Annotated in this window: 18 protein-coding genes; 12 read left to right on the top strand and 6 right to left on the bottom strand. The window is 66.6% G+C overall.

Annotated features, from left to right (window positions below):
• The first annotated feature begins 2 nt into the window (after positions 1 to 2).
• The 8 genes from ACQR1Y_RS28430 to ACQR1Y_RS28465 all read left to right on the top strand — a co-directional run bounded on the left by ACQR1Y_RS28430 (position 3) and on the right by ACQR1Y_RS28465 (position 8,704).
• Positions 3 to 905: an ABC transporter permease gene (locus tag ACQR1Y_RS28430; RefSeq protein ID WP_434878982.1), complete on the top strand. Its 903-nt coding sequence runs from the start codon at positions 3 to 5 to the stop codon at positions 903 to 905.
• Positions 906 to 1,128: 223 nt separating this feature from the next.
• Positions 1,129 to 2,175, top strand: coding sequence for an ABC transporter ATP-binding protein (locus ACQR1Y_RS28435; protein WP_434878981.1), 1,047 nt, complete (start codon positions 1,129 to 1,131; stop codon positions 2,173 to 2,175).
• A 25-nt stretch (positions 2,176 to 2,200) separates the two neighbouring features.
• Positions 2,201 to 2,398 carry a hypothetical protein gene (locus ACQR1Y_RS28440; RefSeq protein ID WP_434878980.1) on the top strand — a complete coding sequence of 66 codons (198 nt, stop codon included), beginning with the start codon at positions 2,201 to 2,203 and terminating at the stop codon, positions 2,396 to 2,398.
• Positions 2,395 to 3,807: an amidase gene (locus tag ACQR1Y_RS28445; RefSeq protein WP_434878979.1), complete on the top strand. Its 1,413-nt coding sequence runs from the start codon at positions 2,395 to 2,397 to the stop codon at positions 3,805 to 3,807. Before ACQR1Y_RS28440 ends, ACQR1Y_RS28445 begins: the two co-directional genes overlap by 4 nt.
• Positions 3,808 to 4,060: 253 nt before the next feature.
• A complete protein-coding gene (locus ACQR1Y_RS28450) occupies positions 4,061 to 5,044 on the top strand; it encodes an ABC transporter ATP-binding protein (protein ID WP_434878978.1) in 984 nt (327 codons plus the stop codon).
• 121 nt (positions 5,045 to 5,165) lie between these two features.
• Positions 5,166 to 5,435 carry a GlsB/YeaQ/YmgE family stress response membrane protein gene (locus ACQR1Y_RS28455; protein ID WP_009030922.1) on the top strand — a complete coding sequence of 90 codons (270 nt, stop codon included), beginning with the start codon at positions 5,166 to 5,168 and terminating at the stop codon, positions 5,433 to 5,435.
• A gap of 189 nt (positions 5,436 to 5,624) precedes the next feature.
• Entirely contained in the window at positions 5,625 to 7,367 is a 1,743-nt protein-coding gene (locus tag ACQR1Y_RS28460) for a type I secretion system permease/ATPase (protein WP_434878977.1), read from the top strand.
• Positions 7,364 to 8,704, top strand: coding sequence for an HlyD family type I secretion periplasmic adaptor subunit (locus ACQR1Y_RS28465; RefSeq protein ID WP_434859626.1), 1,341 nt, complete (start codon positions 7,364 to 7,366; stop codon positions 8,702 to 8,704). The genes ACQR1Y_RS28460 and ACQR1Y_RS28465 overlap by 4 nt, the downstream gene beginning before the upstream one ends.
• Before the next feature lie 209 nt (positions 8,705 to 8,913).
• Here the strand turns inward: ACQR1Y_RS28465 and ACQR1Y_RS28470 are convergent, their stop codons facing one another.
• The 3 genes from ACQR1Y_RS28470 to ACQR1Y_RS28480 form a co-directional block, all read right to left on the bottom strand.
• A complete protein-coding gene (locus ACQR1Y_RS28470) occupies positions 8,914 to 9,396 on the bottom strand; it encodes a CinA family protein (RefSeq protein ID WP_434878976.1) in 483 nt (160 codons plus the stop codon).
• Positions 9,397 to 9,478: 82 nt separating this feature from the next.
• The gene (locus ACQR1Y_RS28475) at positions 9,479 to 10,792 is read right to left on the bottom strand and encodes an MFS transporter (RefSeq protein ID WP_434878975.1); all 1,314 of its coding nucleotides are present in this window, start codon (positions 10,790 to 10,792) and stop codon (positions 9,479 to 9,481) included.
• 121 nt (positions 10,793 to 10,913) lie between these two features.
• Positions 10,914 to 11,831: a transcriptional regulator GcvA gene (locus ACQR1Y_RS28480; protein ID WP_434859629.1), complete on the bottom strand. Its 918-nt coding sequence runs from the start codon at positions 11,829 to 11,831 to the stop codon at positions 10,914 to 10,916.
• A gap of 113 nt (positions 11,832 to 11,944) precedes the next feature.
• Between ACQR1Y_RS28480 and ACQR1Y_RS28485 the strand changes: the two genes are divergently transcribed.
• Both ACQR1Y_RS28485 and ACQR1Y_RS28490 read left to right on the top strand, forming a co-directional pair.
• A complete protein-coding gene (locus tag ACQR1Y_RS28485; protein ID WP_434878974.1) occupies positions 11,945 to 12,148 on the top strand; it encodes a DUF1127 domain-containing protein in 204 nt (67 codons plus the stop codon).
• A 75-nt stretch (positions 12,149 to 12,223) separates the two neighbouring features.
• Positions 12,224 to 12,805, top strand: coding sequence for a GNAT family N-acetyltransferase (locus ACQR1Y_RS28490; RefSeq protein WP_434859631.1), 582 nt, complete (start codon positions 12,224 to 12,226; stop codon positions 12,803 to 12,805).
• Positions 12,806 to 13,087: 282 nt separating this feature from the next.
• Here the strand turns inward: ACQR1Y_RS28490 and ACQR1Y_RS28495 are convergent, their stop codons facing one another.
• Both ACQR1Y_RS28495 and ACQR1Y_RS28500 read right to left on the bottom strand, forming a co-directional pair.
• Positions 13,088 to 13,789, bottom strand: a complete 702-nt coding sequence (locus tag ACQR1Y_RS28495; protein WP_434859632.1) for an SDR family NAD(P)-dependent oxidoreductase — start codon at positions 13,787 to 13,789, stop codon at positions 13,088 to 13,090.
• A gap of 101 nt (positions 13,790 to 13,890) precedes the next feature.
• Positions 13,891 to 14,910: a glutathione S-transferase family protein gene (locus tag ACQR1Y_RS28500; RefSeq protein ID WP_434878972.1), complete on the bottom strand. Its 1,020-nt coding sequence runs from the start codon at positions 14,908 to 14,910 to the stop codon at positions 13,891 to 13,893.
• Positions 14,911 to 15,015: 105 nt separating this feature from the next.
• On the opposite strand from ACQR1Y_RS28500, the gene ACQR1Y_RS28505 reads away from it, so the two are divergent.
• Together ACQR1Y_RS28505 and ACQR1Y_RS28510 are read left to right on the top strand one after the other, a co-directional pair.
• Positions 15,016 to 16,800 carry an acyl-CoA dehydrogenase family protein gene (locus ACQR1Y_RS28505; RefSeq protein ID WP_434878971.1) on the top strand — a complete coding sequence of 595 codons (1,785 nt, stop codon included), beginning with the start codon at positions 15,016 to 15,018 and terminating at the stop codon, positions 16,798 to 16,800.
• Between the two features lie 279 nt (positions 16,801 to 17,079).
• Entirely contained in the window at positions 17,080 to 18,168 is a 1,089-nt protein-coding gene (locus ACQR1Y_RS28510; RefSeq protein WP_434878970.1) for a Zn-dependent alcohol dehydrogenase, read from the top strand.
• Positions 18,169 to 18,344: 176 nt separating this feature from the next.
• Here the strand turns inward: ACQR1Y_RS28510 and ACQR1Y_RS28515 are convergent, their stop codons facing one another.
• The gene (locus tag ACQR1Y_RS28515; protein ID WP_434878969.1) at positions 18,345 to 19,814 is read right to left on the bottom strand and encodes an amidase; all 1,470 of its coding nucleotides are present in this window, start codon (positions 19,812 to 19,814) and stop codon (positions 18,345 to 18,347) included.
• Positions 19,815 to 19,894: the final 80 nt, after the last annotated feature.

The following is a 19,894-nucleotide window of genomic DNA, read 5'->3' on the forward strand; positions in this document are numbered from 1 at the left end:
CGATGAACGTGAGTTCCCCGAGCGCGGTCAACGACCCGTCCCTGCAGGCCGCGCCAATGGCCAACGCGCGCGGCTATTGGGCCACCGTCGGCCGCCGCATCGTCCGGGACAAGGTCAGCATGGTCTGCGTCGCGATCCTGCTGCTGATCTTTCTCTCCGCCTTGCTCGCGCCCTATCTGCATCTCGCCGATCCCTATCAGGGCTCGATGATCCGCCGCCTGCGCCACATCGGCACGCCGAACTATCCGCTCGGCACCGACGAGCTTGGCCGCGACATGCTGGCGCGGCTGATCTATGGCGGCCGGCTGTCGCTCCTGATCGGCATTTCGCCGGTGATCCTGGCCTTCGGCATCGGCACCATGCTCGGCCTCGTCGCCGGCTATGTCGGCGGCTGGGTCAACACGATGATCATGCGCACCATCGACGTGTTCTACGCCTTCCCCTCGGTGCTGCTGGCGATCGCGATCTCCGGTGCGCTCGGAGCGGGCATCACCAACTCGATTGTCTCGCTGACCATCGTGTTCGTGCCGCAGATCACGCGCGTCGCGGAGAGCGTCACCACGGGCGTGCGCAATCGCGATTTCGTCGAGGCCGCGCGGGCGTCGGGTGCGAACGCCTTCACGATCATGCGGGCGCACATGCTGGGTAACGTGCTCGGGCCGATCTTTGTTTATGCGACTGGCCTGATCTCGGTGTCGATGATCCTCGCCGCCGGTCTGTCCTTCCTCGGCCTCGGCACCAAGCCGCCGGAGCCGGAATGGGGCCTGATGCTGAACACTCTGCGCACGGCGATTTACGTCAATCCCTGGGTGGCGGCGCTACCCGGTGTGATGATCTTCGCTGTGTCGATCTGCTTCAATCTGCTGAGCGACGGCCTGCGCAGCGCGATGGATATCCGGAGCTGATGGTGATCATGCTGATTTGGAGCGACAATCGCGCGGCATCGGCAGTGCACCTCGCCCCGCTTGCGGGGAGAGGTCGGATTGCATCGACAGATGCAATCCGGGTGAGGGGGTACAGGTCTCACTTGAGGTACTTCCCGTGCGGCTGCCCCTCACCCCAACCCTCTCCCCGTGAAGAACGGGGAGAGGGAGCGTACCGTCTCTGTCGCGTAAGTTCGGGTGCATCATGAGCGAAGCAGCAACCGTGACCGGTCTCGCGCCGATCGAAGACCTTGGCGGCAAGGCGCAGCCGTTGTTGCGCGTCGACGGACTGACCAAGCACTTCCCCGTGCGCGGCGTGTTGTTCGGGGCGCGCAAGACGGTGCGGGCGGTGGATGATGTCTCGTTCAACATCGGCAAGGGCGAGACGGTCGGCATCGTCGGTGAGTCCGGTTGCGGCAAGTCGACGACGGCGCGGCTGCTGATGCACCTGATGGACCGCGATGCCGGCGAGATCATCTTCGACGGACGTCAGGTCGGGCATGAGATCTCCCTGCGCGAACTCCGGCGCGGCATGCAGATGGTGTTCCAGGACTCCTATGCCTCGCTCAATCCGCGGCTGACGATCGAGGAGTCGATCGCGTTCGGGCCGAAGGTGCATGGCATGGCCGACGGCGCGGCCCGCGCGCTCGCGCGCGAGTTGCTCGGCAAGGTCGGCCTGCGCCCGGAAACCTTCGCCAACCGCTATCCGCACGAGATCTCCGGCGGCCAGCGCCAGCGCGTCAACATCGCCCGCGCGCTCGCTCTCTCGCCGCGCCTCGTCATTCTCGACGAGGCCGTCTCCGCGCTCGACAAATCGGTCGAGGCGCAGGTGCTGAACCTGCTGATGGACCTCAAGCGCGAGTTCGGCCTGACCTATCTGTTCATCAGCCACGACCTCAACGTCATCAACTACATCTCCGACCGTGTGCTGGTGATGTATCTCGGCGAGGTGGTCGAGCTTGGTCCGGTCGAGCAGGTCTGGGCCAAGCCGGCGCATCCCTATACGCGCGCGCTGCTCGCGGCGATGCCGTCCTCCGATCCGGACCGGCGCACCGAGACGCCGCCGCTGTCCGGCGATCCGCCCAATCCGATCGACCCGCCCGCCGGCTGCCGCTTCCACACCCGCTGCCCGTTCGCCGAGGCGCTATGCGCGAATGCCGCGCCAAAACTGACGGAGCTGGATACAATGGGCCATCAGGCCGCCTGCCACATGGCGATCCCAGGCTCGGGACACAGCCGTGCACCGGCCTGACGGACACCAGAAGCGAGACGCGCAGATGACCAGACCCACGCCCCAGCAAGTCCATGCCATCGCGGAGGCCTCCGGCCTGCCGGTCGACAAGGAGGTCGCGACCCGCATCGCCGAGTCGATCGGACCGGCCTTTGACGGCTTCGCCGCCGTCGCCGGGACGCTGCCGTTCGATCTGGAACCGGCGAGCTACGTCGTGGCACAGACGCTGAAGGTGGGCCGATGAGCACCGAACCCGCTCTGATGACGTTGACCGCGGTCGCCAAGGCGATCGCCGAGAAGAAGCTGTCCTCCGTCGAGGTGACGCGCTCCGTCCTGCATCGTATCGCGCAGTGGCAGCCGAAGCTGAACGCCTTCATGGCGATCGAGTCCGAACCGGCGCTGAAGGCCGCCGCCGAGGCGGACGCTGCGCTCGAGAAGGATGGTCCGAAGGGACCGCTGCACGGCGTGCCGCTCGCCCACAAGGACATGTATTACGAGGCCGGTTACGTCTCGACCTGCGGTTCGCTGATCCGCCGCGACTTTGTCGCGACCACCACCTCGACTGCGGTGCAGCGGCTGAAGGATGCCGGTGCGATCCGGCTCGGCACCTTGCAGATGGCGGAGTTCGCGTACGGCCCGACCGGCCACAACGCGCATTACGGTCCGGTGCACAATCCCTGGAAGCTCGGCTACGTCACCGGCGGCTCGTCGTCCGGTTCGGGCTCGGCGGTCGGTGCGCGCCTGACCTTCGCCGCGCTCGGCTCGGACACTGGCGGCTCGATCCGCATGCCCGCGAATTTTTGCGGCGTCACCGGCCTGAAGGTCACCTGGGGCCGGGTCAGCCGCGCCGGCGCGATGCCGCTGTCGCAGTCGCTCGACACAGTCGGGCCGCTGGCGCAGACGGCGGAGGATTGCGCGCTGCTGCTTGGCCTGATGGCCGGCCCGGATCCGGAGGATCCGACCGCCAGCGCCGCGCCGGTGCAGGACTATGTCGCGGCCACCCAAGCCTCGATGAAGGGCCTCAAGATCGGCGTGCCCAAGGCGTTCTATGTCGACGACCTCGATCCCGAGGTCGCGGGCTGCCTCGATGCGACGATCGCGGTGCTGAAGACCGAGGGCGCCGATGTCGTGCAGGTCGAGCTGCCCGACCAGCGCCAGCTCACCGCCGCCTGCCAGCTCGTGCTCGCGGTCGAGGCGGCCGCGTTCCACAAGCGCTGGATGATCGAGCGGCCGCAGGACTATGGCCCGCAGGTGCTGATGCGGTTGCAGAATGCGCTGGCCGTCTCCGGCGTGGCCTATCTCGAAGCGCTGCGCTGGCGCGGCGCGGCGCTGGCCGCGCATGTTGCGGCGACCTCGGGCGTGGATGCCGTGATCGCCCCCGTCTCGCCGCTGGTGACGCCCTCGATCGCTGACAGCGATGTCGGTGGCGCGCCGGGCGCGGAGGCCGTGATCCAGCGCATCACCCGCTTCACGCGGCCGGTCAACTACCTCGGCCTGCCGTCGCTCGCGATTCCAACGGGCTTCACGTCGACGGGGCTGCCGGTCGGCATGCAGCTGATCGGTCGCTCCTTCGACGAAGCCACGATCCTCACGATCGGCGCCGCCTTCCAGCGCGCCACCGACTTCCACGCCCGGGTGCCGACGCTGCCATGATGGGGACCCGTACATCCTGTTCGACGCTCTCACCCTCCGCTGGAGGGGGAGGGTCGATTGCGCATGCAATGCGCAATCGGGGTGGGGTGACAGTCTCTCCTTCACGAAGCGAGTTCATGAAGGGGCCGTCACCCCACCCCGTCTCGCATTCCGCTGCGCTGCATGCGAGCCGACCCTCCCCCTCCAGGGGAGGGTGGCAGTTTGCGTCCCAATGGGGGACGGCGCTCCTGACGGCCAGGTGAGATAGCTTCCAATGACCAACCTCGTCGAGATCAATAACCTCACCATCCGCTTCACCGGCGAGCGCACGGTGCATGCGGTGAACGATGTCAGCCTGTCGCTCGGCGACGGCGAGGTGCTGGGCCTGCTCGGCGAATCCGGCTCCGGCAAGAGCGTCACCATGCGCGCCCTGATGCGGTTGTTGCCGAAGAAGCGTTCGCAGATCTCAGGACAGGTCCATGTGATGGGCCGCGACGTCCTCGCCATGAGCGACGAGGAGCTGTCGCAGTTTCGCGGCCGCACGGTGTCGATGATCTTTCAGGAGCCGGGGCTGGCGCTCGATCCGGTCTACACAATCGGCCGGCAGATCGCCGAGACGGTGATGCGCCACGAAGGCAAGAGCTACGCGGAGGGTATGGCGCGGGCGCTGGAGATGCTCGATGTCGTCCGCATCCCCTCGGCCAAGCGCCGGCTGGAGTCCTATCCGCACGAGATGTCCGGCGGCATGCGGCAGCGCGCGATGATCGCGCTCGCGCTGGCCTGCCGACCGAAGGTTCTGCTCGCCGACGAGCCGACCACCGCGCTCGATGCCACCGTGCAGATCCAGATCCTGCTGCTGCTGCGCGAACTGCAGCGTGAGTTCGGCATGTCCGTCATCTTCGTCACCCACGATATCGGCGTCGCCATCGAGATCTGCGACCGGGTCGCGGTGATGTATGCCGGCCAGATCGTGGAGCAGGGATCCTTGCGCGACATCGTGCGCCAGCCCGTCCATCCCTATGCGCGCGGCCTGCTGGCGTCGACCGTCCATGGCGCCAAGCGCGGCGAGCGGCTGCAGACCATCCCCGGCACGCCGCCGTCACTCGACCAGGCGCCGCAGAGCTGCTCGTTCGCGCCCCGCTGCAGCCACGCCCAGCCGCGCTGCTCGGAGGCGCTGCCGCCGAACGTTCAGCTCGGGCCGCAGCGGCTGGCGCGCTGCGTCCTCGCCGAAGCCCCGGCAAGTGTGGCGGCGACGTAACGGTTCGCGCGAAACAAGCTGGTCGCACGCGGGAACCATGCATCGCGTGTCGAAGCGCCGCAGCCGCCTCGCTAAGGTGCCGCCGCCGGACCGCTTGTCCGAGCCACGTCGAGGACACGCCATGCACGTATCGAACGAAGGTATTCTGGTCATCCTGTTCGTCGGCCTGATCGCGGGCTGGCTGGCCGGCAAGATCGTGCGCGGCACCGGCTTCGGTCTCATCGGCGACATCGTGATCGGTGTGCTCGGCGCGCTCGTCGCCAGCCTGATCTTCCCGCGGCTCGGCATCCGCCTCGGGACGGGCCTGGTTTCCGAGATCGTTTATTCGGCGCTCGGCGCCATCATCCTGCTGCTGGTGGTCCGGCTGGTGCGCACCGGCGGACGTCTCTGAGGCCGCGCATCGACGACGCTGAACGTTTGCGCAGCGCCGCAAGACCTATCGGAGATATCGCCCGTTTACGCTGAATTGAGCGTCGTTGGACGCTCGCCTGAGGAATCAGTATATTTTGCCTTGGTTGCCGCCCGTTTCTGGTTTTGATCGGCGGCCACGCAGCTCATTTGATCGAAAGAGATGGTGGTGATGGCGGCCGCACCTCACGTGAGGCAATCCGAGCTGAGCGATGCCTTGCGCGGTTGCCGCAGCGCCTTCATCGGCGTCGGGCTGATGAGCTGCATCATCAACCTGCTGTATCTCACCGGCTCGATCTTCATGCTGGAGGTCTATGACCGGGTGCTGCCGAGCCGCTCGGTGCCGACCCTGATCGGCCTCATCATCATCGCCGCCGGTCTCTACATCGCCCAGGGCGCGCTGGACATGATCCGCAGCCGGATCCTCGGCCGCATCGGATCGGCGCTGGACGAGAGCCTGAATGCGCGCGTGTTCGACACGGTGGTGCGCTTGCCGCTGTCGGCCGGCGGCCGCAACGAAGGTCTGCAGCCGCTGCGCGACCTCGACAACATCAGGAGCTTCCTGGCGAGCCAGGGGCCGGGCGCATTCTTCGACCTGCCGTGGCTGCCGCTGTATCTGGCAATCTGCTTCGCGTTCCACGTCCTGCTCGGCGTCACCGCGCTGGTCGGCGCGATCATCCTGGTGACCTTGACGCTGATCACCGAGTTCCTCACCCGCACGCCCGCCAAGGAAGCGATGGGCCTCGCCGCCCGCCGCAACGATCTCGCCACCACCAGCCGCCGCAATGCCGAGGTGCTGGTCGCGATGGGCATGACGGGGCGGATGCTGCAGCGCTGGAACGAGACCAACGAGAAATATCTCGCCGGCAACCAGCGCGCCAGCGATGTCGCCGGCGGTCTGGGCGCCATCGCCAAGGTGCTGCGCATGATGCTGCAGTCTGCGGTGCTCGCGGTCGGCGCCTATCTCGTCATCCATCAGGAGGCGACCGCCGGCATCATCATCGCCGGCTCGATCCTGAGCGCGCGGGCGCTGGCGCCGGTCGATCTCGCGATCGCCCACTGGAAGAGCTTTGTCGCGGCACGCCAGAGCTGGCATCGCCTCAACCAGCTGCTGCAGACCATGCCGCAGCGCGTGGCGCCCACGCTGCTGCAGCCGCCGGTCAGCAAGCTCGCAGTCGAGGGTGTCTCGATCGTCGCGCCCGGCGACACCAAGGCGATCGTCCAGGACGTGACGTTCGCGCTGTCGGCGGGCAACGGCTTGGGCATCATCGGCCCGAGCGCATCGGGCAAGTCGTCGCTGGTGCGCGCGCTGGTGGGCGTCTGGCGTCCGGTGCGCGGCCATGTCCGGCTCGATGGCGCGGCGCTCGATCAATGGTCCTCGGACGAGCTCGGCCGCCATGTCGGCTACCTGCCGCAGGATGTCGAGCTGTTCGCCGGCACGGTGGCGCAGAACATCAGTCGCTTCGATCCGCAGGCCTCCGCCGACGGCATCATCGCCGCCGCAAAGGAGGCCGGCGTGCACGACATGATCATCAAGATGCGCGAGGGCTATGACACCCAGATCGGCGAGCAGGGCACAGCGCTGTCCGCCGGCCAGGCGCAGCGCGTGGCGCTTGCGCGCGCGCTCTATGGCAATCCGTTCCTGATCGTGCTGGACGAACCCAACTCCAATCTCGACACCGAAGGCGACGAGGCGTTGTCCCGCGCGGTGCGCTCGGCGCGGGCGCGCGGCGCGATCGTCGTCGTTGTCGCGCACCGGCCGATCGGCATCGAGGCGGTCGATCAGGTGCTGGTCATGAAGGATGGCCGCGCCCAGGCGTTCGGACCGAAGGAGACGGTGCTGGCGCAGGTGCTGCAGCCGCGTCCGCCGGCGCCGATCAAGATCGTGTCCGAGGCGGGAGTGACGAAGTCATGAGCAGCCAGGTGATCACCGGCCCCATTCCAGGCCTGCGCAAGCCGGCGAGTGTGCGCGAGTCGATCCGCCGTCACCTCCTGGTCGGCATGGGCGTCGTCATTGCCGTCGCCGGCGGAATGGGCGGCTGGGCGGCCACGCAGGAGATTTCCGGCGCGCTGATCGCCCCCGGCCAGATCGTGGTCGAATCCAACGTCAAGAAGGTGCAGCATCCGACCGGCGGCGTGGTCGGCGAGCTCCGCGCGCGCGACGGCGACGTGGTCAAGTCCGGCGACATCGTCGTCAGGCTCGACGACACCGTGACCAAGGCGTCGCTCGCCATCGTCACCAAGAATCTGGATGCGCTGCAGGCGCGCGCCGCGCGGCTCGAGGCCGAGCAGCGCGGCTGGGCCAAGATCCTGTTCCCGCCGCAGATCCTGCAGCGGATGAGCGATCCCGACGTCAAGAGCCTGACCGCAAGCGAGACCAAGCTGTTCGAGGTGCGCGTCAACGGCCGCATCGGCCAGAAGGCCCAGCTCCGCGAGCGCGTCGCCCAGCTGAGCGAGGAGATCGAGGGGCTGTCGGCGCAGGTCGCCGCCAAGGACCAGGAGATCGCGCTGGTGCAGAAGGAGCTCGATGGCGTGCGCCAGCTCTACGAGCAGCACCTGGTGCAGCTGTCGCGCCTGACCAGCCTGGAGCGCGACACGGCCCGCCTCAATGGCGAGCGCGCGCAATACATCGCCGCCCGCGCCCAGGCCAAGGGCAAGATCAGCGAGACCGAGCTGCAGATCATCCAGATCGACAAGGACATGGTCAGCGAGGTCTCCAAGGACCTGCGCGAGACCACCGACAAGATCGGCGAGTTCGTCGAGCGCAAGGTCACCGCCGAGGACCAGCTTCGCCGCGTCGACATCCGCGCGCCGCAGGACGGCATGGTGCTGCAGTCCTCGGTCCACACCGTCGGTGGCGTCATCACCGCGGGCGACACCATCATGCTGATCGTGCCGCAGAGCGATGATCTGCAGGTCGAGGCCAAGGTCAATCCGCAGGACATCGACAAGCTTCAGGTCGGCCAGAAGACCCTGCTGCGTCTGTCCGCCTTCAACCAGCGCACCACGCCGGAGCTGAACGGCGTCGTCAGCCGCGTCTCGCCCGACGTCACCACCGACCAGCGCACCGGCCAGAGCTACTACACCATCCGCGTCTCGATGCCGCCGGAGGAGATCGCCCGGCTCGGCGACGTCAAGCTGATCCCGGGCATGCCGGTCGAGGCCTTCGTGCAGACCGGCGACCGCACCGTCATCTCGTACCTGATGAAGCCGCTGCACGACCAGCTGATGCGAGCGTTCCGGGAGAAGTGAGGGCTGCGGCTGTTCACTGGGCCACATCCGGCGCCACACATTCAGTGTCATCCCGGCGAACGCCGGGATCCATAGCCACAGGACCCCGTTGTGGCGCGAGATGCTCGTGACCTCCAGCGTCGCGCCTCACTTCTGCTGCGGCGTATGGGTCCCGGATCGGCGCCCGCCGACGCTTCGCGTCACCGGGCTTGTCCGGGACGACAGCGGGGCTATTCGGCGAGCTTCGTCAACAACAGCTGCAGCGCACTTTTCGCGAACAGCTGCATGTTGGCGGCCCGGTCGCTGCTGCCGCTCTCCAGCGTGACCACAGCGGACGCAGGCCCGGACACTGCAAAACACGCATGTCCCGCCGCATCGCCGTAGCGATTGCCGGTCGGGCCGGCCGCTCCGGTCTCCGACAATCCCCAATCGGTCGCAAAGCGTGTCCGGATCTGCCGCGCCAGCATCTCGGCATACGGCTCGGATGCCGAGCGGATGCCCTTCATCGCCTCGTCCGGAATGTCCATCAGCACGCGGCGGGCATCGCGCGTATAGACCACGGCGCCGCCGAGGAAGTAGGCCGACGCGCCGGGCACCGCAAGCAGTGCGGCCGCGATCAGCCCGCCGGCGGAGGACTCCGCCACCGCGATGGTCTGCTTGCGCGCGATCAGCCGCTTCGCGACCTGCTCGGCAACCACGATCAGTTCATCCATCACAGACCTCGCCTCGGCTTCCGCCGCAAACAAAAAGGGCGGCATCCGATGATGCCGCCCTTGGCGTGAACAGACAACCCGGTCAGGCCGTGACCGGCTCGCGCGCCGCAACCGCCTGCTGGCCGCCGCGATAGACGGTCAGCGCGGCGATGATGCCGAGCACGGCGGCGAGTATCAGCCAGTAGCCCGGCGAGGCCTTGTCGCCGGTCTTCTCGATCAGCCAGGTCGCGGCGAACGGCGTGAAGGTTCCGAACAGCGCTGCGGCGAGTGCGAAGGCCAGCGAGAAGCAGGTGGTGCGGACATGCGCCGGCACGATCTCGACCAGCGCGCCCAGCATGGTACCGCTGTACATGCCGAAATAGAACGAGAACATCATTTCGACCGCGAGCATCTTGCCGAAGCTCGGCGCAGACACCAGCCAATGCAGGGCAGGATAGGCCGTGAGCAGCGAGAGTACCGCAATCGCGACCAGCACCGGCTTGCGGCCGATCCTGTCGGACAGCGCGCCACCAACCGGGTTCCAGATGAAGTTGGTCACGGCGACCAGCAGTGTCACCAGCAGGGCATCCGCCGTCGACAGCTTCAGAACGGTCTTGCCGAAGGTGGGGGTGTAGACCGTGACGAAGTAGAACGTCGTCGTGGTCAGGATCGCGATCATCATGCCGAGCAGGACGATGCGCCAATTGGCGAGCGCTGAGGCGAACACCTCGCGGGCGGTGGGATGCTTCTTCATCGCGAGGAAAGCCGGGGTCTCCTCGAGCGTGCGGCGCAGGAAGAAGATCAGCGGGATGATGAGGCAGCCGACGAAGAACGGGATGCGCCAGCCCCACGCGGTCACGGTCGCCGCGGGCATGGTCTCGCTGAGGAGAAAACCGAGGATCGAGGCGACGAAGATCGCGACCTGCTGGCTCGACGACTGGAACGAGGTGTAGAAGCCGCGATTGCCGGGCGTGGCGATCTCCGACAGATACACCGAGACGCCGCCGAGCTCGACACCGGCGGAGAATCCCTGCAGCAGCCGGCCGAGCAGCACGATGATGGGCGCGGCGATGCCGATGGTTTCGTAGGTCGGACAGAAGGCGATGACGACGGTGCCGGCAGCCATGATGCCCAGCGTCACGATCAGACCCTGGCGGCGGCCGATCTTGTCGATATAGGCGCCGAGCACGATCGCGCCGACCGGGCGCATCAACGCGCCGAGCCAGAACACGCCGAAGGTGTTCAGGAGCGAAGCCGTCTCGTCGGTCGACGGAAAGAACGCCTTGCCGATCGCGGCCGCATAGAACCCGAACAGGAAGAAGTCGAACTGCTCGAGGAAATTGCCGCTGGTGGCGCGCAGGATCGCGCCGACCCGCGACTGGATGGTGGCGGGCGGGGTGGCAGAGGTGGATGACACGCTTAGAAGCTCCTACCGTCGAATGGCTCGTGCGGAGGGACGTCTGCGCCGGCCGAGGGGATGAGGTGCGGCAATCTGCCACGCCAGGCGGCCCTCGGCCAATCGATTTTCCGTCGATTCCTTAACGCAGTGACGGCTCTGCCGCGCGGTTCTGCTGCGCCGCACCCTTCAACCACTGCCGGAACGCCTTCAGCTTCGGCGGATCGGTGCGGCCCTCGGGCGTGACCAAGTAAAAGCCGGCGTCGCTCGGCAGCGTCATCTTGAACGGGACCACCAGGCGCCCCTTGGCGATGTCGTCCTGGACATAGGCCGTGCGGCCGATCGCGACGCCAAGGCCGTCGATCGCGGCCTGGACGGTCATCAGCGACAGGTCGAAACTCAGCCGGCTCTGCCGGGACATCTCGACCGGCAGGCCCGCGGCAGTGAGCCACAGCCGCCAATCATCGTCATAGCCGCCGCTCGCCTGCAGCAGGGTGTGATGCGCGAGGTCTTCGGGGCAGCGCAGCGGCTTCGGTCCCTGCAGCAGTGTCGGGCTGCACACCGGAAACAGCTCGTCCGCCATCAGCCATTCCGCGCGCACGCCCGGCCAATGGCCGCGGCCATAGCGGATGGCGGCGTCGACATCGTCCTTGCGGAAGTCGACCAGGCTGGTCGAGGTCGTGATGCGCACATCGATCGTCGGATGGGCCTCCTGAAAGGTGGTCAGCCGTGGCAGCAGCCATTTGGCGGCCAGCGAGGCGATGGTCGAGACCGTCAGCACCTTCGCATTGTCCTTGCGCACCAGCCGCTCTGTCGCCAGCCGGAGATCGTCGAAGGCGGCGCGGACCAGCGGAAGGTAGTCGCGCGCCTGCGGTGTCAGCGCGAGGCTGCGGTTCTGGCGGACGAACAGGCGAATGCCGAGTTCGTCCTCCAAGCGCTTGATCTGATGGCTGATTGCGGTCTGCGTCACGTTCAACTCGGAGGCCGCGCGGGTGAAGCTGAGATGCCGCGCCGCAGCCTCGAATGCCCGCAATCCATTCAGCGACGGCAGCCGGGTCATCCAGGGCCTCCCAATAACATGAGCTTATTTCATCCGAAACGGTAGTAAATGTCGTTTGTAGATGAAGAGCAAGCCTTCGATAGTGCAGCCTCACTGCTTTTCAGGAGGCTTTCATGTCCCTTTACGTCTCCTCGTCAATGACGAAACATCATGGTCCGGGCTTCTGGTCCGGGGTGGCCGAGCTGCTCGCCGCCTGGCGCTTCCGCTACCGCACAAGGCACGAGCTGGCGCAATGGTCGGAGCGTGACCTGCACGATCTCGGCCTGTCCCGCAGCGACATCGCCGCCGAGATCGACAAGCCGTTCTGGCGGGGTTGAGCCCCTCACTCATCCCGCCCCGCCGGCGCCGCTCCGCAAAGGAGGGCGCCGGCAACTCTCTCGCCGGAGCCCGCCATGTCGACGCCCGCCATCGCTGCATTCGCGTCCGCGTCCGACGTCATCACCACACGGCGTGGCGAGGAGGTGCGGCTGCGTTTCGTGACGCCCGGCGATGCCGAGGCGCTGCAGGACTACGTACGGTCGTTGAGCCCGCGCTCGCGGAATAAGCGCTTTCTTGGCGCGCTCAGCGAACTGCCCAAGGCCGTGCTCGACGATTTCGTCGCGCTCGGCCGCAATGATCGCTACAGCCTGTTCGGTGTGATGGAGCACGACGGTGTCGAGAGCATCGTCGCCGAGGCGCGCTATGCTCTGGATCGCAGCACGGGTCGCGTGGAATTCGGCCTGTCGGTGCATGACCGCTGGCAGGGTCACGGCATCGGCCCGGCGCTGATCGCGGATCTTGAGCGCCGCGCAGCCGCTCTCGGCGGGGTCACGCTGTCAGGCGACGCGCTGCGGACCAACGATGTGATGATCGCGCTGGCCAGGAAAGCCGGCTTCACGATCCAGCCGCACGCGGATGATTGGACTTTGGTGCGGTTCGAGAAGGGCGTAAGTGCCAGCCACGTGCATGTCGCCTTGCTTGACTTGATGAAATGACAGTCATCAGCTCTCCAGCGCTGCGGCCAAACTCGCAAGAACGTACGACGCACGGGGATCGATCGCGATGCCAATGATTGCGTCCTCTCCCCTTGTGGGAAAGGGCATGTAGGAAGGTGCTGCAAACTCGCTCGGGTGAGGGGTTTCTATCCACGAGCGTTGTTTGCCGAGAGAGACCCCTCACCCGACCGCGCTTGTGGACGGGCCAAACTTGCCCTCTCACACAAGGGGAGAGGGCGCATTCACGTGCAGTCTGCTTCGTTGTCAGATGTTCAAGCGTACTCAGAACGTCTCCACCCACGGCCGCAGCTCCATCTCCCAGCTCCACGCGCTGCGCGGCTGCTGCAGCACGCTCCAATAGCTTGCCGCGATCGCGTCGGGGTCGAGCATCGAATCCGGGCGCTCGGCCGGCTCCTGCCGTGCGGCGCTCTTGATGCCGCCGTCGATGACGAAATGCGCGACGTGGATGCCCTGCGGCGACAGTTCGCGGGCCATGCTCTGGGCGAGGCCGCGCAGCGCGAACTTGCCCATCGCGAATGGTGCCGACTGCGCATAGCCCTTCACGCTGGCCGAGGCGCCGGTGAACAGGATGGCGCCGTGCTTGTTCGGCAGCATGCGCTGCGCCGCCTGCTGCGCCACCAGGAAGCCGCCGAAGGCGCTGACGGCGATCGATTCCTGCACCTCGGCCGGCACGAGGTCGGTGAGCGGGCCGCGCGCCCGGGCGCTGGCATTGTAGACGACGAGATCGGGCTCGCCGATTTCGCGCGAGACGAGGCCGAACAGCCGCTCGACCTCTTCTGGATTGGTCGCATCACAGGGATAGGCGCGCGCGCCGGTTTCGCTGCACAGCGCGCCGAGCTTCTCGGTCTTGCGCGCGGCCAGCGCGACGCGGATCTTCTCGCGCGCGAACAGCCGCGCCAGCGAGGCGGAGAGCCCTTCGCCGGCACCGACGATCAGGGCGATCTTGTAGGCAGGGATGTCCATGGGCATGTCCTTGAAGGGGGCGTGGCCACGCGGCCGCTGTGCTCAAGCTAGTGCGGCGAGAGCCAACTTCCCACCACTCATTCCCACAATTTTGCCGCAGCTCAGGCCGCGGCGGTCTGTAGGGCTGCGAGGCAGCCGATCTCTTCCAGCACGACGTCCAGCCGGCTGCGGTCGTGCAGGAAAGCGTATTTCGAGCGCAGCATCGCCAGCGATCGCGCGTGATATTTTTGCGGCTTCTGCGTCCACACGACATCGCCGAGCTCGACGCTGAACGTATCGCGGCTGTCCTTGATCGCCTTCTCGTTCGCGAGCGACCACGGCATGAACAGACCGCCGACCTGGCGTGTCAGGATCGGCATCAAGGTGAGCGACAATTCCGGCCACAGCTCGAACTCTCCTTCCGCGCGCGGCCACAGCATGCGCTGGATCCAGGCCAGCACATGCGGCGCGCGACCTTCGATCAGGGCACCGGCGGTCGGGTCGGTCCAGAGTTCGTAGAACTGGCCCCACAGGCCGAAATCTCCATAGGCCGGCCTGGCGCCGAACAGATAGGGCCTCAGCGCGAGATGACGTTCCAGGAGATCGAGCATCTCGACGAAGCCCTGCTCGATCTGCGGCGCGTTGGCCTCGTTCGATCCGACATAGGCGAGGCGCGCGACCATGCGCGCGCGGATCTTGTCGGCGAGCCGCGCGACGTCGGCATCGGCGGCCTTCGGCGCGACCATGCGGGCGATGCGCCCGGCCGAGGCGCGCTGGTCGAGATCGCCGGCCCAGCGATAGTGGAACATCCATTTGTTACCCCACTCGTCGCCGAACTCCTCAATGAGAGCGGAGATGAAACTGGTCAGCACGTCGCCGGGGTGGACCGAGGGTTCGGGAAAATCGAGCTCGAGCGCGTCGATGATCGGCGTCGAATCCTGCAGCGGCACCTCGTCGGGCGCGACCACCAGCGGCACGAGCGGCAGCTTGGCGTGGCGGGTGAACTCCGCCTCGGTTTCCGCGCTGCGCAATATCCACTGATGCGGAATGCCCTTGTAACGCAGATACGATCGCACCTTGACCGAATAGGGCGACATCTCCGCCCCGAAGATGCGATAAACATCCGTCGGCTGATTGGTCATGGACCGGCTCCCTCGAACCTGCGGGCGTGGGACTGGTGTACCCGATCAGATGCAACCTGAAGAGTCCATCAGAGACTTGAGAAAACGAACGAGGGCTTAACGCTCATGCACCAGTTCCTGAAGCGCGACGACGTCATGACGGGCGGGAAGAGGCCGGAGCTGCTGGCGCCCGATACCACCGGGCTGAACTTCTATCGCGCCGATCCCGCGCTTGCGGACCTCCTGCGCATTCACCTGCCCGACGCACTGTTTCGTCACCTGGTGCCGCATCTCGATCGGCTCGGCGAGCTTGCCGGCGGCTATCTCGACGAATGTGCCAGGCTCGCCGACCGCCATGGGCCCGTGCTGCATCAGCGCGACCGCTTCGGCCGCGACGTGCAGTGGATCGAATATCATCCGGCCTATCGCGAGCTGGAGCGCGCCGCCTTCGGCGAATTCGGCATTCACGCGATGTCGATCCGCAAGGGCATTCTCGGCTGGCCGAGCAAATATCCTGTCGCCGCCAAGCACGCCTTCACCTTCCTGTTCAATCAGGCGGAGTTCGGTCTCGGCTGTCCGATCAACGTCACCGACGGCTGCGCCAAGCTGCTTTCGAGCTTCGGCAGCGAGGCGCTCAAGGCCAGATATCTCGACGGCCTGACGCAGACCGACATGCGCAAGCTGACCCAGGGCGGCCAGTTCATGACCGAGAAGGAGGGCGGCTCCGATGTCGGCACGCTCACGACCGTCGCCGTGCCTGAGGGCGATCACTGGCGGCTGCATGGCGAGAAATGGTTCTGCTCCAACGCCGATGCGAAAGTGGTGATGCTGCTGGCGCGGCCCGAAGGCGCCGAGCCCGGCACGCGCGGCGTCGGCCTTTTCCTGATGCCGCGCTTCCTCGACGACGGCAGCCAGAACCACTACCGGATTGTCCGTTTGAAGGAGAAGCTCGGCACCCGATCGATGGCGTCGGGTGAGATCAAGCTGGAGGGCGCGATCGCCTACGCGGTCGGCCGGCTCGACCGCGGCTTCGTGCAGATGGCCGAGATGGTCAACTCCTCGCGGCTGTCCAACGGCGTCAAGTCGACGGCGCTGATGCGGCGCGCCTGGCATGACGCGATCACGGTCGCGCGCAATCGCGTCGTGTTCGGACAGCGGATCGTCGACCTGCCGCTCGGCCGTCGTCAACTATTGAAGATATTGCTCCCGACCGAGCAGGCGCTGTCGATGAGCTTCCTCACCGCCTATGCGCTCGACCGTGCCGAGGGCGGCAGCCAGGATGCCGCTGCGCTCTTGCGCATCCTGACGCCGACCTTGAAATTCCGCGCGACCCGCGATGCCCGCAAGGTCTGCGGCGACGCATTGGAGATGCGCGGCGGCATCGGCTATGTCGAAGAGTTCGCCACCTCCAGGCTGTTGCGTGATGCGCATCTCGGCTCGATCTGGGAGGGCACCGGCAATATCGTCGCGCTCGATGCACTGAAGCGCGCGGTCGGCCGTCATGGTGCGGAGGCGGCGCTGGCAGCCGATCTGCATGCGCGGCTCGACGACAGCGCCGCCGTGCCGCAGGCTTGGCGCGATCAGCTGCATCGCCTTGTCGGTCGCGCGGTCGGCTTTGCCCGTGAGGTGGCAGGTCGTGCTGACAACGAAGCGGAGTCGCGCCGCGCGACCAGCCTGCTGTATCACACGGCGAGCGCCGTCTCCCTCACCTGGGAAAGCGCGCGCATCCACGCGATGCGTGGCGATGCACGCCGGCTGTTGCTGGCGAAGTTGGTTGTTGATCACCGGCTGACGTCGTCGGATCCCTTCCGGCTCGCGGAAAATAAGACGGATGATACGATTGCAACGCTGCTGCTCGGTGAGCACGATGCGACCATGGCGGAGGTTGGCGAACTGATAGCTACGGCGTAGGCTGCTTTCAGTCGGATGGTCGTGATGAGCAAGGTGGTTGCCCCGGGCGCGGTTCTTACCTCGCCCCGCCAGGGCGAAGCGAAGCTTCGCTAGGGCGGGGAGAGGTCGGATTGCATCGCCAGATGCAATCCGGGTGAGGGGGTACAGGTCTTACTAATTTGCACCACTCGTGCGGCTGCCCCTCACCCCAACCCTCTCCCCGTGAAGGACGGGGAGAGGGAGCGCGGCGAGTGCGTCGAAACAGATGAGTAGCAAAAGAAAACAACAGGGAGAACGTCAATGAAAGCCGCCGTGCTGATGGAGGTCAACAAGCCGCTCGTCATCGAGAACATCAGCGTGCCCAAGCCGGGCCCGCGCGAGGTGTTGATCCGCACGAGCGTGGCCGGCCTCTGTCATTCCGATCTGCACTTTATCGAAGGGCTCTATCCGCATCCGCTGCCGGCCGTGCTCGGTCATGAATCGGCAGGGATCGTCGAACAGGTCGGCTCCGACGTCACCTATGTGAAGCCCGGCGATCATGTGGTCACCTGCCTGTCGGTGTTCTGCGGCACCTGCGACAACTGCACGAGGGGCCGGCCGGTGCTGTGCACCGACACCACGGTGAAGATGCTGCCGGGCGCCTCCAACCGGCTGTCGTGGGGGCGAAGTGAGAAGCTGCACCAGTTCCTCAATCTGTCGTCCTTCGCCGAGCAGATGCTGGTGCACGAGAACGCGATCGTGAAAATCCGCCAGGACATGCCGCTCGAGCTTGCGGCGCTGATCGGCTGCGGTGTGATCACCGGCTATGGCGCGGTCGTCAACACCGCGCGGGTAACGGCCGGCGAAACCGTCGCGGTGATCGGTTGCGGCGGCGTCGGCATGGCGGCGATCAACGGCGCGGAGATCGCCGGCGCCGGACGCATCATCGCCATCGATACCAACCCGGCCAAGCTGCAACTCGCGACGAAGCTCGGCGCCACCGACATCATCAATCCGGCCGATGGCGACGTCGTGGCGCAGGTGCGCGAACTCACCAAGGGCGGCGTGCATCACGCCTTCGAGGTGCTCGGACGCAAGGAGACCGCGGAGCAGGCCTTCGCGATGCTGGCGCCGGGCGGCACCGCGACCATCGTCGGCATGATCCCGTTTGGCCAGAAGATCGAGCTGCACGGCTTCGACTTCCTGCGCGAGCGCCGCATCCAGGGCTCGTCGATGGGCTCGAACCACTTTCGGGTCGACATGCCAAGGCTTGTTGAGTTCTACCTGCGCGGCAAGCTGCATCTGGAGGACTGGATCTCGGCCAAGCTGAAGCTGTCCGAGATCAACGAGGGCTTTGCCAACATGAAGGCCGGCAAGACGCTGCGCAGCGTCATCATGTTCGATGCGTAAGGGGCTTGGTCCCGTGTGACGTGGCTGAGAGGTGAGGTGGCCTGCGTATCAGTTGCTCGTCATGCCCGGGCTCGACCCGGGCATCCATCCTTCCCGAACGATGGATGGCCGGGTCAAGCCCGGCCATGACGATGGAGAGGTTGGGTGAGACGCCGTCGAATAACTCGAAGATCGAACTAATCCGCGAACATCGGCGGGGGCGTGAAGCCGCCGAACTCGCGCTCGATCAGTTCGGCGAGCTTGATCGGCGTGCGGTCTTCGAGGAAGGGGCCGACGATCTGCACGCCCACGGGCAGGCCATCCGCGAGCCCGAGCGGAATCTGCGTGGCCGGCAGACCGGGCAGGGTGGCGATACCCGGCCAGGCGAGCTGATCATTGTAGTCGTGCTCCACGCCATCGATCTTGATTCGGCGCTCCCGCTGATCCGGCGAGTGGTCGTGCGGAAACGCCGGCGTCGGCATGATCGGGCAGATCACCGCGTCGAACTGCGCGAACAGCGCTCGCCACTGCGCGCGCAGGCCGAAGCGGGCGTTGTTGGCCTGCACCCAGTCGCGATGGCTAAGCGCGAGGCCGCGCAGCCGCTCGGCCGCGAGGCTCATTGCCTCCTTCGGCAAATGCGCGACGGCCTGGCTGGCCTCGGCGTGGACCTGCGGCGGCATGGTCGCGCCGAGGAAGCCGAGCAGCAGGCGCATATAGAGCCGGCTGGTTGCTGCGAAGTCCGGCAGCAGCGGGCTCTCCCTCACGACATTGACGCCGGCCTTCGCCAGATCAGCTGCGAGCCGCTCAATGGCGCCGCGCACGGCGCTGTCGGTCGGCAGCAGCGGGTCGCTCGCCACCACCAGCACGCGGAAATCCTGCAGGCGCGTGTGCCGCGCGGGTGGCAGCTCCAGCCGATACGCCTTGCCGGCCTCGATCGGATCCGGTCCCGCCATCACGTCGAGCAGCAGCGACAGATCCGCCGCCGAGCGCGCCATCGGGCCGACCACGGCGAGGTCGGCCTCGTTCGGCAGCGGCTGGAACGGCGGCGGCGTGTGGCCGCGCGTCGGCACGAGGCCATAGGTCGGCTTGTGCGCGGTGACGCCGCAATGAAACGCCGGCACCCGCAGCGAGCCGCCGATGTCCGAGCCGAGCGACAGCGAGCCGTAGCCGGCGGCGAGCGCCGCCGCCGATCCGCCGGACGAGCCGCCCGGCGTGCGGCCGAGATCGTAAGGGTTATTGGTCGTGCCGTAGATGTCGTTGTAGCTCTGCCAATCGCCGAGCCCGAGCGGCACGTTGGTCTTGCCGAGCACGATGCCGCCCGCGTCCTTCACGCGCGTCACCGTCAGCGCATCCTCGGCCGCGACGAAATTCTTCTGCTGCGGAAAGCCCCAGGTCGTCGGCAGGCCGGCGACGTTGTAGGATTCCTTCACCGTCAGCGGCAGGCCGAGCAGCGGGGCGCGCTCGCCGCGGGCCAGCCGCGCGTCGGCCACGCGGGCGGCCTCCAGCGCGCGATCGAAATCGCGCACGCAGATCGCGTTGATCTTGTCGTCATGTTGTTCGATGCGGTCAATCGCGAGCTGCGTCAGCTCGACCGATGAGACCTCGCGATGTGCTAGAGCTTTCGCCGTCTCGACGGCGGTTGCGAACGTCCATTGCGATGCAGCCAAGGTCCTGCTCCTCGTGCGCGTGGAGGTTCCTTTCTACCCCAGGTGCGCAGCAGGCGCTTGATCGAAATTGCGGAGGGCGC

Origin of the sequence: Bradyrhizobium sp. HKCCYLRH3099 (assembly GCF_051167855.1) — a bacterium.
Lineage (GTDB): Bacteria > Pseudomonadota > Alphaproteobacteria > Rhizobiales > Xanthobacteraceae > Bradyrhizobium.

Bases quoted from the DNA above. Each gene is read 5' to 3' on its own strand.
- ACQR1Y_RS28430 (WP_434878982.1), top strand. From the start codon at position 3: ATGAACGTGAGTTCCCCGAGCGCGGTCAACGACCCGTCCCTGCAGGCC.
- ACQR1Y_RS28435 (WP_434878981.1), top strand. From the start codon at position 1,129: ATGAGCGAAGCAGCAACCGTGACCGGTCTCGCGCCGATCGAAGACCTT.
- ACQR1Y_RS28440 (WP_434878980.1), top strand. From the start codon at position 2,201: ATGACCAGACCCACGCCCCAGCAAGTCCATGCCATCGCGGAGGCCTCC.
- ACQR1Y_RS28445 (WP_434878979.1), top strand. From the start codon at position 2,395: ATGAGCACCGAACCCGCTCTGATGACGTTGACCGCGGTCGCCAAGGCG.
- ACQR1Y_RS28450 (WP_434878978.1), top strand. From the start codon at position 4,061: ATGACCAACCTCGTCGAGATCAATAACCTCACCATCCGCTTCACCGGC.
- ACQR1Y_RS28455 (WP_009030922.1), top strand. From the start codon at position 5,166: ATGCACGTATCGAACGAAGGTATTCTGGTCATCCTGTTCGTCGGCCTG.
- ACQR1Y_RS28460 (WP_434878977.1), top strand. From the start codon at position 5,625: ATGGCGGCCGCACCTCACGTGAGGCAATCCGAGCTGAGCGATGCCTTG.
- ACQR1Y_RS28465 (WP_434859626.1), top strand. From the start codon at position 7,364: ATGAGCAGCCAGGTGATCACCGGCCCCATTCCAGGCCTGCGCAAGCCG.
- ACQR1Y_RS28470 (WP_434878976.1), bottom strand. From the start codon at position 9,396: ATGGATGAACTGATCGTGGTTGCCGAGCAGGTCGCGAAGCGGCTGATC.
- ACQR1Y_RS28480 (WP_434859629.1), bottom strand. From the start codon at position 11,831: ATGACCCGGCTGCCGTCGCTGAATGGATTGCGGGCATTCGAGGCTGCG.
- ACQR1Y_RS28485 (WP_434878974.1), top strand. From the start codon at position 11,945: ATGTCCCTTTACGTCTCCTCGTCAATGACGAAACATCATGGTCCGGGC.
- ACQR1Y_RS28490 (WP_434859631.1), top strand. From the start codon at position 12,224: ATGTCGACGCCCGCCATCGCTGCATTCGCGTCCGCGTCCGACGTCATC.
- ACQR1Y_RS28495 (WP_434859632.1), bottom strand. From the start codon at position 13,789: ATGGACATCCCTGCCTACAAGATCGCCCTGATCGTCGGTGCCGGCGAA.
- ACQR1Y_RS28500 (WP_434878972.1), bottom strand. From the start codon at position 14,910: ATGACCAATCAGCCGACGGATGTTTATCGCATCTTCGGGGCGGAGATG.
- ACQR1Y_RS28505 (WP_434878971.1), top strand. From the start codon at position 15,016: ATGCACCAGTTCCTGAAGCGCGACGACGTCATGACGGGCGGGAAGAGG.
- ACQR1Y_RS28510 (WP_434878970.1), top strand. From the start codon at position 17,080: ATGAAAGCCGCCGTGCTGATGGAGGTCAACAAGCCGCTCGTCATCGAG.